This is a genomic window from Streptantibioticus silvisoli (assembly GCF_027947535.2).
In the GTDB taxonomy this organism is placed as follows: domain Bacteria; phylum Actinomycetota; class Actinomycetes; order Streptomycetales; family Streptomycetaceae; genus Streptantibioticus_C; species Streptantibioticus_C silvisoli.
In genome coordinates, this window is sequence record NZ_JAAGKO020000103.1 from 1 (window position 1) to 15,613 (window position 15,613).

The 15,613-nt window shown below is 72.3% G+C and carries 9 protein-coding genes and 2 pseudogenes; 6 read left to right on the forward strand and 5 right to left on the reverse strand.

From position 1 onward, the window contains the following. Positions 1-479: 479 nt before the first annotated feature. The gene (locus tag POF43_RS33680) at positions 480-1,088 is read right to left on the reverse strand and encodes a 2-oxo-4-hydroxy-4-carboxy-5-ureidoimidazoline decarboxylase (protein WP_372516189.1); all 609 of its coding nucleotides are present in this window, start codon (positions 1,086-1,088) and stop codon (positions 480-482) included. Positions 1,089-1,797: 709 nt separating this feature from the next. Between POF43_RS33680 and POF43_RS33685 the strand changes: the two genes are divergently transcribed. The 3 genes from POF43_RS33685 to POF43_RS33695 all read left to right on the forward strand — a co-directional run bounded on the left by POF43_RS33685 (position 1,798) and on the right by POF43_RS33695 (position 6,182). Continuing rightward, positions 1,798-2,430: an RNA polymerase sigma factor gene (locus POF43_RS33685; RefSeq protein ID WP_271325829.1), complete on the forward strand. Its 633-nt coding sequence runs from the start codon at positions 1,798-1,800 to the stop codon at positions 2,428-2,430. A gap of 1,653 nt (positions 2,431-4,083) precedes the next feature. Beyond that, entirely contained in the window at positions 4,084-4,236 is a 153-nt protein-coding gene (locus POF43_RS33690) for a hypothetical protein (protein ID WP_271324885.1), read from the forward strand. 365 nt (positions 4,237-4,601) lie between these two features. Next, positions 4,602-6,182, forward strand: coding sequence for an acyl-CoA mutase large subunit family protein (locus POF43_RS33695; RefSeq protein WP_271324884.1), 1,581 nt, complete (start codon positions 4,602-4,604; stop codon positions 6,180-6,182). A gap of 53 nt (positions 6,183-6,235) precedes the next feature. Here POF43_RS33695 and POF43_RS33700 read toward each other — a convergent pair whose 3' ends face one another. Next, positions 6,236-7,696, reverse strand: coding sequence for an FAD-dependent monooxygenase (locus tag POF43_RS33700; RefSeq protein WP_271324883.1), 1,461 nt, complete (start codon positions 7,694-7,696; stop codon positions 6,236-6,238). Between the two features lie 330 nt (positions 7,697-8,026). Here POF43_RS33700 and POF43_RS33705 point away from each other — a divergent pair, with 330 nt between their 5' ends. Beyond that, the gene (locus tag POF43_RS33705) at positions 8,027-8,713 is read left to right on the forward strand and encodes a TetR/AcrR family transcriptional regulator C-terminal domain-containing protein (protein WP_271324882.1); all 687 of its coding nucleotides are present in this window, start codon (positions 8,027-8,029) and stop codon (positions 8,711-8,713) included. Here the strand turns inward: POF43_RS33705 and POF43_RS33710 are convergent. From POF43_RS33710 to POF43_RS33720, 3 genes and pseudogenes are all read right to left on the reverse strand, one after another. Continuing rightward, a complete protein-coding gene (locus POF43_RS33710) occupies positions 8,655-9,722 on the reverse strand; it encodes an acyltransferase family protein (protein ID WP_372516188.1) in 1,068 nt (355 codons plus the stop codon). The two genes, POF43_RS33705 and POF43_RS33710, sit on opposite strands and share 59 nt — an antisense overlap. A gap of 275 nt (positions 9,723-9,997) precedes the next feature. Next, positions 9,998-11,368 carry an alpha-2,8-polysialyltransferase family protein gene (locus tag POF43_RS33715; protein ID WP_282704943.1) on the reverse strand — a complete coding sequence of 457 codons (1,371 nt, stop codon included), beginning with the start codon at positions 11,366-11,368 and terminating at the stop codon, positions 9,998-10,000. 409 nt (positions 11,369-11,777) lie between these two features. After that, positions 11,778-12,732 (reverse strand): annotated as a pseudogene (locus POF43_RS33720) (glycosyltransferase family 2 protein); the annotation flags it as partial. A 473-nt stretch (positions 12,733-13,205) separates the two neighbouring features. On the opposite strand from POF43_RS33720, the gene POF43_RS33725 reads away from it, so the two are divergent. Both POF43_RS33725 and POF43_RS33730 read left to right on the forward strand, forming a co-directional pair. Further along, positions 13,206-14,762, forward strand: a complete 1,557-nt coding sequence (locus POF43_RS33725; RefSeq protein ID WP_372516190.1) for a DUF6716 putative glycosyltransferase — start codon at positions 13,206-13,208, stop codon at positions 14,760-14,762. A gap of 113 nt (positions 14,763-14,875) precedes the next feature. After that, a pseudogene (locus tag POF43_RS33730) lies at positions 14,876-15,562 on the forward strand (acylneuraminate cytidylyltransferase family protein); the annotation flags it as partial. Positions 15,563-15,613: the final 51 nt, after the last annotated feature.

Here is a 15,613-nt window from a genome sequence, read left to right on the forward strand (position 1 = left end):
GGCGTGGGGTGAGCTGTGTGGGGAGCGGGGCGCACCGGTGGGGGAGGGGTTGGGGAGGTCGTTGCGGGACGGCGTGCGCGCCGGTGCGTGGCGTGGCGCGTTTTTGGGTGGCGCTTTCGGCGGGCGTGTCGCGGTCCCGAGGCGCTTGCCGGGGGAGGGTGTGTCGCCGTCCTGGGGGTGCGTGCTGCCGTCTTGGGGGCGCGTGTCGGTGGGGGTGCGGGTGCTGCCGTCCGGGGGCTGCGTGTCGGTGGGGGTGTGCGTGCCGCCGTCCGGGGCGCCTGTGGGTGGGGGTGTGCGGCCGTTCGGGGGGACTCGTCGTCGGATGGCGTGGCGCCGTCCTCGGGTGTCCGGCTGCTGGGGCACTGGCGTGGGGGTGCTCGGCGTGGGGGTGCCCGGCGTCGGGCGTGTCGTCCGGGGGGCCGGTTGTTCGGGCGCGCGTCGTCCTCCGGGGAGGTGCTGTCGCCGGGGGTGGGGTGCGCTCAGGATGCCGGGTTGGCGGCCGGTGGGGTGGCTGCCGATGGGGGCGGCGTGACGAGGCGTGTGGCGAGACGGGCGAGAGCGAGGGCGCGCAGTTCGTCCTCGGCGATGGTCCGTTCGGCTTCCTCGCGGTTGCCGAGACGGGCGTGGATGCCCGCGAGGATGTGGTCGACCTGCTCGTCCCGCACGACGCCGGCCACGCTGATGACGAACGCGTGGCCGAAGCGCCGTTCGTACTCGGCGTGCGCCGCGCTCAACGCGGTCTGCGCGGCCTGGCCGCCGCCGGGGGGCAGCGGTTCGGCGCTCTCCGCCGCCAGCGCCTCGGCGAGGTCGGACGGGTCGAGGTCGTACGCGGCTTCGTACGCGGCGGCGAGCAGGGCGCCGGGATCCGGGTACGGGCGGTGGCTCGTCATCAGCCGTGCCCAGCGGTGGCTGCCGCAGCATTCGAGGAACTCCGCCTCCGCGTCCACCGGGGACAAGGAGTTGAGCCGGACCAGCCCGCTTGCTCCGCTCAGTGCGGCGATCCCGGTGCCGCCGCGATTCTGCGGCGGAAGAGGGGCCGACGCTGTGGTCCGCGGGACGTGCGGAACCGCCGGGAGGTCGCTGGCCAGCTTGGGACTCCTTCGGACACCTGGGGGTGCGGATGAACTGGAACGGCCTCGGCTCTCGTGGAAAGCCGGACACCATCCATGGACGCAATTCACGGATGCCGCGTTCCAAGAACCGCGCGACGGCCGTTGTTAAGGAGAAAATTGTTCCTGCGGGGGACCCGCGAGGACGGGGGATCGCCCTCGCGCGCTCGTTCACAAAAGTAGCTCTGAATGCGGCGCCATGTCTGACACATCCATGAATTTCACTCGTACGAGCGTGTCCTCTTGGTGAAGGCCGGTCAGGAGGTGCCATGGCCGCGTGCGGGTTTTCTGGAGGGCTGAGGGGCCGAGGGGATGAGGTTGTGGGGTGCTGGGGTGCTGGGGTGCCGGGGTGCCGGGGTGCCGGGGTGCCGGGGGCGCCTGGGGCGCCGGAGGGGGCGCGAACCGTGCGGGGGAGCCGTACCGTCCGGGGGAGCCGAACCGCGCGGACGGAGTCGAACGTTCGAAGGTCGCGGCGCTGAACGTTCGGAAGGAGAGGCGGCCGGGACCGCTTCCCCTTGCGGCGTCCTGCGGCGCACTCCCGCGCCGCGGGCCGTTTCTCACGTCGCTCACCCTCTTCCAGTGCCACGCCCAAGGCCTTCAGTGCCACGCCCGAGCTCTGCGGCGCCGCGTCCGGGAGAGGTCACGTTTGGTCCGGTACGAACTCTCGGCGCCGACAGGTGTATCGGGCATGATGACCCCCGTGGCGGGGGCTGACCATGACTCTGGTGACGCGTGGCTGACGGCTGCCGTCGACGCCGCCCAACGGGGCGATGAGACCGCCTTCCGGGTGGTCTACCGCGCAGTGCATCCGCGGCTGCTCGCCTACGTCCGCGCCCTGGTCGGCGAGGTCGACGCCGAGGACGTGACCTCCGAGGCATGGCTGCAGATAGCCCGTGACCTGGAACGTTTCGGCGGTGACGCGGACCGCTTCCGCGGCTGGACGGCCACCATCGCCCGCAACAGGGCGCTCGACCACATCCGCAGAACCGGCCGCCGGCCTGTCGCCGGCGGGGACGAGAACGTGCTGCTCACCCTGCCCGACCGCGCCGACACCGCTGATCAGGCCCTGGAGGCGCTGGCCACCGGACGGGCCATGCGGCTGATCGCCCGGCTCCCGCTCGACCAGGCGGAGGCCGTCGTCCTGCGCGCGGTCGTCGGCCTCGACGCGAAGGGCGCGGCCGACGTGCTGGGCAAACGTCCCGGCGCGGTCCGCACCGCGGCCCACCGCGGCCTTCGGCGGCTGGCGGAACTGCTGACGGAAACTTCGACGTCCGACGGTGTGACGTTTGCGGGCACGCCGGCGCAGAAAGACGTGAGATGAGCGGAAGTCGACACGAATGGCTGGACGACGAGACCGCCGAGCGCCTGCTGAACGGCGAACCGGCCGATTCCGGATACCCCTGGACCGCGGACCCGGCCGGGGTCGGCGGCGTCGCCGATGCGCCGGGCACGACCGGGCTGGTGGACGTGTTCCCGTTCCCGCTCCCCGAGGGGAAGTTCACCGAAAGGGATGAGTTTGGGGACCGGACGTCACAGAAGCCACCGGGTGACGGCTACCGCGCTCTCGCCGCTCTCCTGAACTCCGCCGCAGGTGAGCCCGCCACCCCGCCCTACGCCTCTTCCGGTCCGATCATCGACCAGGACCGCGAGGACGCTGCCCTCGCCGCCTTCCGCCTCGCCCGCGCCAGACCGTCCGCCCCACACCTCGTTCCCGTCGAACTGCTCACCGTCCACTCGGCCACGCGTGAGACGTCCGCACCGCCGAGGACGGGGAAGGCGGCCGGATCTGCCGGGCGGCGCGTTCGCAGGCGGCACGTTGACCGGCCGGGCGGCGCCGCGCGGGGCACGGGTGTGGCGGGATTCGGTGGAGCGGGGTTCGATAAGGCGGGATTCGGCGGTCGGCGTGCCGACGGCCGCGGCGCGGGTGTGGGTGTGGGCGCCGGCCGAACGGATGACGCGCCGGACGGCCTGCCGCGTAATTCGTTCGATCGGGCGGATGCTGCGCGCGTCGTTGACGGTGGAGAACAGCTCGGGCCGGCCCGGCGCTTCCGGCCCGGCTCGACGCGCGTCCTGCTCGGGTCGGTTGTCGCCGCGACCGTGCTGGCCAGCGGTGTCGCGGCCGCAGCGGTCGGCGTGATCCCGTCACCCTTCTCCGGCGGTGGCTACGGTCCCGCCCCGCATCCCACCGGCCAGCACGGCCACCGGTACCGGTCGACCGAACCGCCGCAACGGCCCGAGCCCGCCGGTTCGGTCTCCGCCACGCCCACCGGCTCCGGTGATCCCGCCGGCCCGCTCAACCGCCCCGCCGACGAACTCCCCGGCTCCGGCCCCCGCCCCTCCGGCGATTCCCCCCTCGGCGAGCCGGCGTCCACCGCTGCCCCTGCCGCCCCCCACCACACCGTCTCCGGAACGCTCGGCGGCTTCGACACCGACCGCCTCTGCCAGGAGTACCTCGCCGCCGAGTCCGGCCACGGCTCCACCGTCCCCGCCGGCCTGCTCGCGGCCCCGGCCCAGGGCTGGTCCTCCGTCAGCGCCTACTGCCGGAACGTCGCCGACTCCGACACCCCGTCCCACCTCGGCGGCGGCACGGCATCCCCACCCCCGATCACGTCGCACGACCTACCGCCGACTCCCGTGGCTTGCTGCCCGGCCACGCCTTCACCGGCACCGCCGTCCCCGGCCCCCTCCACGGCTCCCTCCGTCTCCTCCGCCGCTCCGTGCCCCGCGCCGACGGCCACCCCCAAGGCGTCCCTTCGCGCCGGGACCGCCACACCCGCCCCCTCAGCGACGGTGCCGTCCACCGCGCCCGCCCCCGCCCCTCCGGTGCCGACGACTCTCCCTCCGGCGCCGGTAACCGTTCCTCCGGTACCGACAGCCGTTCCTCCGGTGCCGGCAACGGGCCCAACGCCATCCGCCCCTTGCGCCGGCGGTGTCGGAGGTGGGGCTGCCGGTGATGGGGTTGGCGGAGGAAGGGATGGCGGAGGAAGGGATGGCGGAGGCGGAGTTGGCGGAGGTGGGAATGGCGGAGGCGGGAACGGCGGTGCTGGAGACGGCGCCGGACGTGGGAGCGTCGGCGCCGGAGGGACCGGCCCCGGTGCGGTTGATGCCGCAAGGTGGCCGGGGATGAACTCCTCGGAGCGCTGTCAGGGTGAGGTCCCCGGGGCGGATGTAACACAATCAGGCCGCCCGGCGCAGAAGTAATCAGACCGACTGGTCATCGGTCCGCGGGTACGCCGGTTCCCCCGTTTCCGGCTCGAACCCCGCGCCTGACGCGGGCGGGGCGTCTTTCCCCCCGCCCCGCCCGCGTCAACAGGTCCGTACCACCCGCCTCGTGTCGCGTGCTCGCCCAACCGGGCTGTTCAGGGCCGGGGTGTGAGCAAGATCCCAGCGGTCCTGTATCCATGGTGGAACGCTCGCCACTACAGTCCGGTGCGAAGACAAGACACCACTGCCGGCGACGATTGCCGGTCGGCGAGGCGGGAGGCGTCCACCATGGGTCGCGAGTCAGAGTCCGGGCTGCCGATCGAAGCGGTGTACGGGCCCGCTGACCTGGACGGCTGGGACTCCCAGCAGAAGCTGGGCGAACCGGGTTCGTACCCGTACACCCGTGGCGTGTACCCCAACATGTACACCGGTCGGCCCTGGACCATGCGGCAGTACGCCGGCTTCGGAACCGCCACCGAGTCCAACGCCCGGTACAAGCAGCTCATCGCCAATGGCACGATGGGGCTGTCCGTCGCCTTCGACCTGCCCACCCAGATGGGCCACGACTCCGACGCGCCGATCGCCCACGGTGAGGTCGGCAAGGTCGGCGTCGCGATCGACAGCCTCGACGACATGCTGGTGCTGTTCGACGGCATCCCGCTGGACAAGGTGTCCACGTCGATGACCATCAACGCCCCCGCGGCCCTGCTGCTCGTGCTCTACCAACTCGCCGCAGAAGAGCAGGGCGTCTCCGCCGACAAGCTCACCGGCACCATCCAGAACGACGTGCTCAAGGAGTACATCGCCCGCGGGACCTACATCTTCCCGCCGAAGCCGTCGCTGCGCCTGATCGCCGACATCTTCGCCTACTGCCGGACCGAGATCCCGAAGTGGAACACGATCTCGATTTCCGGCTACCACATGGCGGAGGCCGGTGCCTCGCCCGCGCAGGAGATTGCCTTCACCCTCGCCGACGGCATCGAGTACGTGCGGACCGCGATCGCCGCCGGCATGGACGTCGACGACTTCGCGCCGCGCCTGTCCTTCTTCTTCGTCTCGCGCACCACCATTCTCGAAGAGGTCGCCAAGTTCCGTGCCGCCCGCCGGATCTGGGCCCGCGTCATGCGCGACGAGTTCGGCGCCAAGAACCCCAAGTCGCAGATGCTGCGGTTCCACACCCAGACGGCCGGTGTCCAGCTCACCGCCCAGCAGCCCGAGGTCAACCTCGTGCGCGTCGCGGTCCAGGGACTCGCGGCGGTGCTCGGCGGCACCCAGTCACTCCACACCAACTCCTTCGACGAAGCCATCGCGCTGCCCACCGAGAAGTCCGCCCGGCTCGCGCTGCGTACCCAGCAGGTCCTCGCCTACGAGACCGACGTCACGGCGACCGTCGACCCGTTCGCCGGCTCCTACGTCATCGAAAAGATGACGGACGAGGTGGAGGCCGCCACCCTCGAGCTGATGCGCAAGGTCGAGGACTACGGCGGGGCGGTCAACGCGATCGAGCACGGGTTCCAGAAGGGCGAGATCGAGCACAACGCGTACCGCATCTCCCAGGAGACCGACGCGGGCGACCGCGTCGTCGTCGGCGTCAACCGCTTCAAGCTCGACGCGGAGGAGCCGTACGAGCCGCTGCGCGTGGACCCCACGATCGAAGCCCAGCAGGCCGACCGCCTCGCGAAGCTCCGGGCGAGCCGGGACCAGGCCGCCGTCGACGCCGCGCTCGCCGAGCTTCGGGTCGCTGCCGAGGGCACCGACAACGTCCTGTTCCCGATGAAGAAGGCGCTGCGAGCCCGCGCCACCGTGGGCGAGGTGTGCAACACGCTCCGCGACATCTGGGGCAAGTACGTGCCCACCGACGCCTTCTGAGTCCTCCGGCGTGAACCAGGCCGCTCCTGGCCCCATCATCGGGGGCGGCCGGATCAGCCCTGGAAGCGGCTCAGATACTCCGCGACCGCGGCCGGATCGGTGCCGGCCAGCCCGACGTAGCCGTCCGGACGTATGAGGAAGAGCCCCTCGCCGTACGTTCGGCGGACCTCTTCTCCGTCCAGGCGCAGGACGCGCACCCAGTCCGGGGCCGGCGCGGGCGGCGTGAGACCTACGGCCAGCAGGGTGAAGTGCGGTCCCCGGAAGGCGTCGAAGAGGCTCAGCGTCTCACCGTCGCTCGTGGTACCGGCGGCCTGCGGTGCCCGGTCGCCGGCTTGCAGCGCGTCGTCCGCGAGAGCGTCACGGGTCTCGGCCGCCAGCGTCGCACCCCGGTAACCGATGCCCAACTGCTGCGTTTCCGGGCCGCGTTCGGCCAACGCACCGCGTTCACCGCCGGCGGTCCGGAGCAGTCGGGTGCTGATCCCCAGCACGCCGGCGGCCACCGGAATCCGCTCCTCCTCGTAGGTGTCGAGCAGTTCGTCCGGGGCACCGTGGCGCAGGACCTGGCCGAGCTTCCAGCCGAGGTTGTAGGCGTCCTGGATGCTGGTGTTGAGCCCCTGGCCGCCGGTGGGCGGGTGGATGTGCGCCGCGTCGCCGGCGAGGAAGACCCGGCCGGCCCGGAAGCGGTCGGCCATCGCCGCGCGCGGTCGGTGGACGGAGGACCAGTGGACCTCGGTGACCTGCTCGGCCGACAGGTGGGTGCGGGCGGCGACCACCGCCCTTACTCCGTCGAGCGAGGTATCGGGCTGCCCGGCGTCCTCCGAGAACCGGGCCACCAGCTGGAAGTCCTCCGTCGCCGTGAGCGGGCACATCACGAGGACGCCCCCTTCGGCCTTGGGCCAGACATGCCAGAAGTCGCGGCTGAGGCCTTCGACCCGGACGTCGGCGACCAGTGACGATCCGGGGTCGAGCGCCGCGCCGGACATACCGATCCCGGTGGCCCGGCGCACGGTGCTGCGGCCGCCGTCGGTGCCGACGAGGTACGCGGCCCTGATGGTCCGTGTGTTGCCCTCCGGGTCCGCGATCTCTGCGGTGACCCCTTCGGCGTCCTGACCGAAGCCGGTGAGCCGGGCCCCGAACTCGACCTCACCTCCCCACTCCTTCAGGCGGGTGAAGAGGATCTCCTGGGTCCGCCATTGCGGGAGCATCAGCGGTTCGCCGTAGGGCGCCCGCGGCGATGAGGGAGAGCGCGTCAGCATGTCCCAGGTGTCGGAGCGCTCCCCGTTCTCCCAGTTGGTCATGAGGGGGTAGGGCTCGCCGTCGGCCCGCATGGCCTCCAGCACCCCGAGATCGTCGAAGACCTCCTGGCTCCGAGGCTGGATTCCCTTGCCCCGCGAGCCCGGGAAGAGTTCGTGGGACTGCTCGACGACCCGGGCCCTGACGCCCCGCCTGGCCAGGTCACAGGCCAGGGTGAGCCCGGCCGGGCCGGCTCCGACGATGAGGACCTCGGCCTGCACCCCCTTTTCTTCCGGCGGGGGCGCGAGGGCCGCCTCTTCTCGCGAGGGTGTGCGGACCGCGTGGGCAGCCCCGGGCTCTCGCGTCTCCGGGGCTTCCGGAGACTTTGGGGCCTTCGAAGGCCCCGGGGATTTCGAAGCGTTCCAAGTCTCCTGGGCTGTGCCGTCCGCGGGACCGTGCTCCCGGAATTCCGGGCTCGTGGCTGTCTCGTTCTCCGGCGTGAGAGCGTTCATGACTCGACCTTCCTTAACGTCGTTAAGTTCACTCTCGACAGCATCTCCTTAACGGTGTTAAGTTGTCAAGGCCGGCCAGGAACCTGCGAGGATCGAGAGGTGGTGACGCGACTGGATCGGCTGACCGTGGTGGAAGCGGCCCTCAAGCTGCTCAACGAGACCGGGCTGGAGGGGCTCTCCCTCCGCCGCATCGCGACCGAGCTGGACGTCAAGGCCCCTGCCCTGTACTGGCACTTCACCAGCAAGCAGGCCCTGCTCGACGAGATGGCCACCCAGATTCTCCGCGGGATGATGCGCGCCGTGGAGCTGGATGACGACTCCGAGGACGGACCACGCCCGGAAGCGGACTGGCGGGAGTGGGTCGCCCAGGCGATGCGCGCGCTGCGCTCCACGCTGCTCGGGTATCGGGATGGGGCGAAGGTGTTCAGCGGCACCACCTTCACCGGCACGGACTACGCGGCGCCGTTGCAGAGCGCCCTTGAAACCCTGGTCGGACAAGGGTTCACTCTGCGATCGGCGGCTCGTGCCTGGGCCACCGCGTACTCCTACACGATCGGGTTCGTGATCGAGGAGCAGGCGGTCTACCCGATTCCCGGGGAGCGGGACCCGCGCTACGACCTGGTCGAACGCGCGGCTCGGCTCGGCGAGCGGTACCCGGCCGCGGCCGAGATGGGCGAGGAGGTTCTCGCCGATTACGAGGAGGGCTTCGAGGCCGGCCTCTCCATCGTCATCGCGGGAATCGACGCGAAGCTGGCCGCGGCGCCGAGCCCAGCAGAGCCCGCCTGATCCACCGGGTGGAGCGCCGCTCGACGCCCACGTGGATCAGCCAGGCCAGCGCCAGCATGACGGCCACGCAGACCGTCAGCACCAGCGGCGCCGGGATCCGCTGCCCGCGCGCCAGGACGCCGATGACCACCCACCCCAGATGTTCGTGCACGAGATAGAAGGGATACGTCAGAGCACCGGCCGTGGTCAGCCACCGCCCGCCGATTCCGCCCAGCGGCGTCAGCGTCACGGCGGCCACCGCGCCGAAGGCCAGCGTCACCAGCGCGATCACCACCAGCTGCGACCGGTGGTGGAACACCGCGGTGTGCGCCGGAGCCACCAGATCCCGCACGGCGTAGTGCTGCCCCAGCAGCCAGCTGACCGCCACCACCGACCAGGCCGTCGCGTCGTGGCCGAAGCGGTGAACGAGGTACAGCCCCACGCCGCCGATGAAGAAGGGGGCGTACTGAGGCATCACCACCTCATCGAGCAACGCGGCGTGCCCGCCGTCCGCCAGCACGGCCGCGGCCGTCCACAGGACGCAGAACAACAGCACCCGCCGGCGCGTCGCACCGCGCCACAACACGCACAAGGCGAACAGGAGGTAGAAGCGCAGCTCCGCCCAGAGCGTCCAGCACACGCCGAGCACCCGGTGGGCGCCCACCGGGCTCTGCAACATCGTCAGGTTGGTCAGCAGGTCGCTGGGCGAGACGGGGTGGTGTGCCGTGACCCCGGGGAGCGCGAAGACCGCCGTCACCAGCAGCACCGCGACCCAGTACGCGGGCATCAGCCGTGATGCCCGCGACGCGGCGAAGGCACGCGTCGACCGGCCCCAGCCGCTCAGGCAGATCACGAAACCGCTGATGACGAAGAAGAGTTGGACGCCCAGGCAGCCGTAGGAGAACGCACCGGACAAGGAGGGGAACAGTGTTCGCGGAGACGTACCCCAGGCGTGCGCGATGTCGCCGTCCCGTCCGGCGTAGTGGTAGCCGCATACCGCCAGCGCGGCGACCAGCCGCAGACCGTCCAACGCGCGCAGCCGGGGCGGGGGTTGGGTCTTGGTCGGCGCGGTCGTGGGTGCCGCGGGCGCCGTGGGTGTGGTGGGCGCGATGGGTGCCGTGGGTGCCGTCGGGGTGGGTGCGGCTGTTGGGGTCGGCGGCGGTACGCATCCGTCGGGTGTGAGCGGCGCCGCGTCAACGTGCGCTGACGGCAAGGGCGTTGCGACGGGTGCGGGTGTGGATTGCGGAGCCCGTGCCGGAACCGGTGGCGGTGCGGTGGTGCCGGGGGTGGCCTGGGGAGGGTGGGTCATCGGGGCGTGCCCGGGCGCTGTGCGACGCGGCGGCGGGCGCGGGCGCGCAAAACGTGGCGGACCCGGCGGGCCAGGCGGCGCGCGGCGGGGTTGCGGGGGAGGGCCAGGCCGGCGGGCAGGGCGCCGGGAAGGCCGAGGGCGGCGAGCCGCTTGCGTTTGAAGTAACGGCGGGTGCGGTCGTCGAGGTGCGCGGACAGGTAGGCGGTCGCCGCGTCCCGCAGGTGCGGGTAGCTCTGGGGCTGCATGCAGAAGCCCAGGGCGACCAGAAGGGCCGAGAGTTCCCCGGTGGAGGAAGGGCGGTGGCCGGGAGGGGCGAGTGGGGGGAACAGGGCGTCGACGATGGCGACGGGGACGCGGTTGCTGTTCTGGAAGGGGGCGAGCCGTTCGAGGAGCAGGTCGGTGCCGGTGCGGGCGACCGGGATGCCGTAGAGGGCGGAGGCGGTGACCAGGGCGGTGGAGAAGCAGCCGACGACCAGCGCCGGGCGCAGGCGCTGGAAGAGGACCTCGGCCAGTTCGGGGGTGTCGTGCACGGTGAGGTCGGCGCCGAGACGGGCGGCCTCCTGCTCCAGCATGCGGGACCAGCGGGCCGGTGCGGTGGGGTGCGGTTTGAAGACGAGGCGGCGGTGGCCGCGTTCGACGGCGCCGCGCAGCATGCTCAGGTGAAGGTCTTCCTCCTCCTGCGGGGTCAGGATCTCGAGGGCGGCGAGGTACTGGCCCAGCAGCAGGGCCGGTCCGTCGGCGGGGGAGCGGTCGGCGGAGGGCGCCGCGGCGGTGTCTGCTGAAGTGCCCGCGGTCGCGGTGGCGAGTTGGGCGAGTACGGAGGTGAAGGCGGAGGTGGGAACGAGTTCGGGCCGGACGCCGTGCTCGGAGAGCAGGAGAGGGGTGAGGCCGGGAACGAGGTCGAGGTGGAGCAGGCGGCGGACGCGGGTGGTGACGAGGAGGTCGAGCTTGTTACGGGTGGGGCCGTAGCTCATCAGGCCGTCGGCGTAGAGGTCGATGGGCGCGGCGGGGAAGAGCTGGACGAGGGCGAGAGCCGGTTCGACCTGGAGGGATTCCACGACGAGTTCGACGGCGGCGTCACCCAGGTTCCACAGGGCGCGGAGGTGGCGTTCCCACAGCGGGACGTCGTCCGGGCGGGGCGACCAGCCGCCGGGGTGGAAGGGGAAGATGGCGTCGTTCCAGGACAGCACCTCGTCGAAACGGCCGCGCAGCACGGCGAAGCCCGGCATGGCGTCCAGCGGGAGGGTGGTCTCCGGGACGGATGCGTTGTTGCTGACCAGGAGCACGCATCGGTCGGTCCGCTCGAAGCGGTCACTGTCGACGGCCGCCGCCAGAGTGGCCGCGCCGTACAGGGTCGACGCCAGCATGATCCGTACGCGTTGGACCGCGCCGGCCTCCGACCGCCGCGCCGCCGGGACGTCGTCGGGCGTGCGGGTGGGCGTGCGGTCGGGTGTGCCGCCGGGTGCGCCGTCGAGCATGAGGTCCTCCGCGTTCCGGAATACGTCCGCCATCACGCCGCCACCTCCGCACCGTCAGCACTCTCGCTGACGTCAGCCGCTCCGACGTCAGCCGCTCCGACGTCAGCCGTCGCTCCGACGTCAGCCGACGCACCGCCAGCGGTGACCGCTCCCCCGCCGGCCACCTCACCGTCACCCACCCCACCCCCAGCCGAACCTCCACCCCCAGTCGGACCTCCCTCCGCAGTCGGACCGTCACCGGTGACCATTCCGCCGTTTCCTCCCCCGTTCCCGGCTCGCCGCATGGCGCGGAACGCGTTGCGGAGGCGGATGCGGCGGAGGCGGAGGGAGCGGTCGAGGTCCATGGAGTCGAGGGCTTCGGTGAGGAGGGCGGGGGGGATGCGGCGCAGGGCGGCGGCGCTGAGGGAGCGCAGGCGGCGGGCGATGGCGGGTTCGAAGCGGTCGGAGTTCGACAGGTGGTGGCTGATGATGGCGCAGTAGGTGCGTACCGCCTTGGGCAGGAACTCGTCGGCGCGCGGGTCCTCGGCGGTCTCCGTGATGACCTGGTCGAAGGCGCGGATGAAGTCGAGCTGGCGGATGTCGCCGATCTGGGTCAATGAGGTGGCGACGCCGCGCCGGTAGAAGACGCCGAGCAGGCCGAGGGCGGCGAAGGACTCCGCCTCGCGGTGCAGCCGCCAGATCCAGGGGCGGTCCTCGGCGGTGCGCAGGCCGTCGGGGAAGTGCAGCAGGCCCGCGTCGAGCAGGCGGCGGTGGTAGGCGCCGGCCCAGGCGTAGGGGTAGTCGACCGAGGTCGAGGTGCCGGCCGGCAGGATCGCGTCGCGCGGGCGCAGGACCTCGCCGCGGCGGCCGTGCGGGACGCGGCGGATGACGCGTTCGCGGCCGGTGCACTGCACGTGGTCGGTGCGGACGAAGTCCACACCGAGGCGCTCGATTTCCGCCACGAGCTGCGGGAGATAGCCCGGGGCGAGCCAGTCGTCGCCGTCGAGGAAAGTGATGTATTGGCCTTCCGCGACGTCAAGACCGGTGTTCCGGGCGGTGGCGAGTCCACGATTGCGTTCGTGCCGGACGAGCCGGGAGCCGGGAAGCCCGCCATGCGCGGCGTTTTCCATGATTTCCGGTGTCAGGTCGGTCGAACAGTCGTCGACCAGGATGAACTCAAAATCGGGGCGGGAATTCGACGCCAGGCTTCTCAGCATGTCGGGCGCGAATGTCTGCACGTTGAAGAACGGCACGATGACGGAGAGCTTGACCACGCCAGGAACGCTATGCGGGGCCGAGTGTCGGCGGATGGCGCACCGCGGACCGCCGGGTGAACGGTCCGTGGCCGGGCTGTGAATCGCTCCGCGGAAGGCCCCATTTCTGCTTCGCGTCGGTCCGCCGTTCACCGTTTGTTGATTCTTCGTACGCCCATCGCTCCGATTTGATTCCTAGCGTCTGGGTCGTGCCCATCGACCCTTCCGCGTTTTCCCGCGGAACGACGTTCACCGGCTCTGCGGACCCGTCCGTCCCGGAGTCGGAGAATGCCGTTCCGAACAGGAGGACGCCCGCCACGGCCGAGCAGACGATCACGTCGCGCATGACGTCATCCACCCCCGTCGCAACCTCTGCCCCCACCCCCGCCGCCGTCTCGTCCGACGACCCCGCCCCCACTCCGAACTTCGCCCCTCACCCGGGGACGACCGCCCCTGATCCGGAGTCCGCCGCCCCCGGCCCGCGGACCATCGCCGTGCTCGCCGACTCGGACACGCGGTGGAAGTGGGGCGCGCTGACCGCACGGCGGATCGCGCCGGAGGCCCGGTTGGAGGCGTATCTGCTGCGTGGTCGGGCGACGCCCACCGTGCGGCAGTTGGGCGAGGTCGGGGTGGGGGCCGAGGCGATGGCGGAGGTGACCGCCGCCGAGTTCCTGGCCCGCACGACCGGGGACCCGCAGGACGGCGGTCGGCCCGACGTCGTCGTGCTGGCGTGCGTCGGCGGAACGGTACGGGCGATGACGCAGGCGCTGAACGCCGCGGCGCCGCCGGCCGGCGGACCGCGGCCGGTGATCGTCACCGGTTACGTCGGCGTGGTGTACGAGAAGCTCGCCGACGGGCTGCTGCTGCGGCACGGCGCCGACGTGGTGCTGGCCAACAGCCCGTACGACGCGGACCGGTTCCGCACGGTCTACGAAGGGGTGGGCGCGGACGCGTCGGGCGTGGTGGGCGCGGCGCTGCCGTTCCTCGGCGGCGAGCCGTACCGGCCGTCGGCGCGGCGGCCGTTCACCGTGGTCTTCGCGGTGCAGCCGTCCGTTCCGGAGAGCCGGCGCGACCGCGCGTACCTGATGGAACGGATCACCCGGCACGCCGAACTCCACCCGGAGCGCCGGGTCGTGGTCAAGCTGCGCAGCAAGCCCGGCGAACACACCACCCACATCGAGGAGTTCCCCTACCCCGCGCTCGCCGCGAAGGCCGCCAGGGCCGCGAAGGCCGCCAAGGCGTCCAGCGCCGTGAACGCGTCAACCACCCGCTGGACCGCCGACGCTCGCGGGACTGTCAACGCCGGCAACCCCACCGACCCCGGTAACCCCACCGACCCCGGTAACCCCACCGACCCCGGTAACCCCACCGACCCCGGTAACCCCACCGACCCCAGCAACCCCACCGCCGCCAGCAGACCCACCAACGCCAGCAACGCCCCCGCCAGCAACGCCCGCAACGCTCCCGGGGGGACCGCCCCCGGCACCGTCGAGTTCGCGCACGGTCACATGGGGGACGTGCTGGACGCCACCGACCTGTTGGTGACGGTGAGTTCGACCGCCGCGCTGGAGGCGATGCACCGCGGCATCCCGACCGCCGTCGTCACCGACCTCGGAGTGCGCGAGGCGCTGGGCAACCACCAGTTCCTCGGCTCCGGCGCGCTGGCTTCGTTCGACGAACTCGACGACGGCGTGCTGCCGAGCGCCGACCCCGGCTGGCTGCGGCGGCACGGGGTGATCGCCGACGGTGACCCGTTCGACGCGGTACGGGAACGGGTCGGCGCCCTGGTGGACCGCGCCGCGGCCGGTCGGCTGCCCGCGCCGCAGCCGTACCTGACCGAGCGGATCGCGCCCGGTTACCTGCCCGGCGTGCTGGCCCGGCACGGGCTCACCCCCGACGGGCGGCTCGCCGACGGTGTGCCGGCGACGGACGCGCGGGTCGGCGGCGTGCGCCGATTCGCGCGCCGGGTCACCCGGGACGCGGCCCGCGCCGTCTACCGGCACGGCGTCCAGCGCGTCGCCCCGGCCATCCGCCGCTGGGGGCAGGTCTGACCGCCGTCCCCACCGCGCCGGCGCGGTACCGAGGCCGGCTGCCGACTCCCTCGTCCGATCCCGTCCCCGTTCCCATCCCCGTTCCCAACGACTCCCGGAAGCAGGTGAGTTGAATGACCCCCGTCGTGCTGGCCGTCATCCCCGCCCGAGGCGGCTCGAAGGGCGTGCCGGGCAAGAACCTGGCCGAGGTCGGCGGCGTACCGCTGGTCGGCCGGGCCGTGCGGGCCTGCGTGGCCGCCGCGGCCGTCACCGACGTCGTCGTCTCCACCGACGACCAGGTCATCGCCGGTGCCGCCCGCGCGGCCGGCGCCGGCGTCGTCAGCCGTCCCGTCGCCATCGCCGGCGACACCGCCAGCAGCGAGGCCGCCGTCCTGCACGCGCTCGACGCCTACGAGGCGGAACGCGGCCGGCTGGTCGACGTCGTGCTGCTGGTGCAGTGCACGAGCCCGTTCGTCACCGGCGCGGAGATCGACGCCGTCGCCTCGGCCGTGCTGGACGGCGGCGCCGACAGCGCGCTGACCGCGGCGCCGTTCCACGGCTTCGTCTGGCGCCCCGGTACCACCGACGGCGGCTACGGCGTCAACCACGACAAGACGGTGCGCCCGCGCAGGCAGGACCGCCCCGAGGAGTTGCTGGAGACCGGGACGGCGTACGCGATGCGCGCCGACGGCTTCCGCAAGACCGGTCACCGCTTCTTCGGCCGGACCGTCCTGGTACGCGCCGATCCCGCCCGCGTCCTGGAAGTCGACGACCCCGCCGACCTCACCCGCGCCCGCGCCCTCGCCCCCCTCCTGGACGCGTGAGACGCGAAACGGCACCCCGCACCCCCGCAAGCCCCGCACCCCCGCAAG

Excerpts from the sequence above, each read along its gene's own strand:
- POF43_RS33685 (WP_271325829.1), top strand. The coding sequence starts at position 1,798 with ATGATGACCCCCGTGGCGGGGGCTGACCATGACTCTGGTGACGCGTGG.
- POF43_RS33690 (WP_271324885.1), top strand. The coding sequence starts at position 4,084 with ATGGCGGAGGAAGGGATGGCGGAGGCGGAGTTGGCGGAGGTGGGAATG.
- POF43_RS33695 (WP_271324884.1), top strand. The coding sequence starts at position 4,602 with ATGGGTCGCGAGTCAGAGTCCGGGCTGCCGATCGAAGCGGTGTACGGG.
- POF43_RS33715 (WP_282704943.1), bottom strand. The coding sequence starts at position 11,368 with ATGCTGGCGTCGACCCTGTACGGCGCGGCCACTCTGGCGGCGGCCGTC.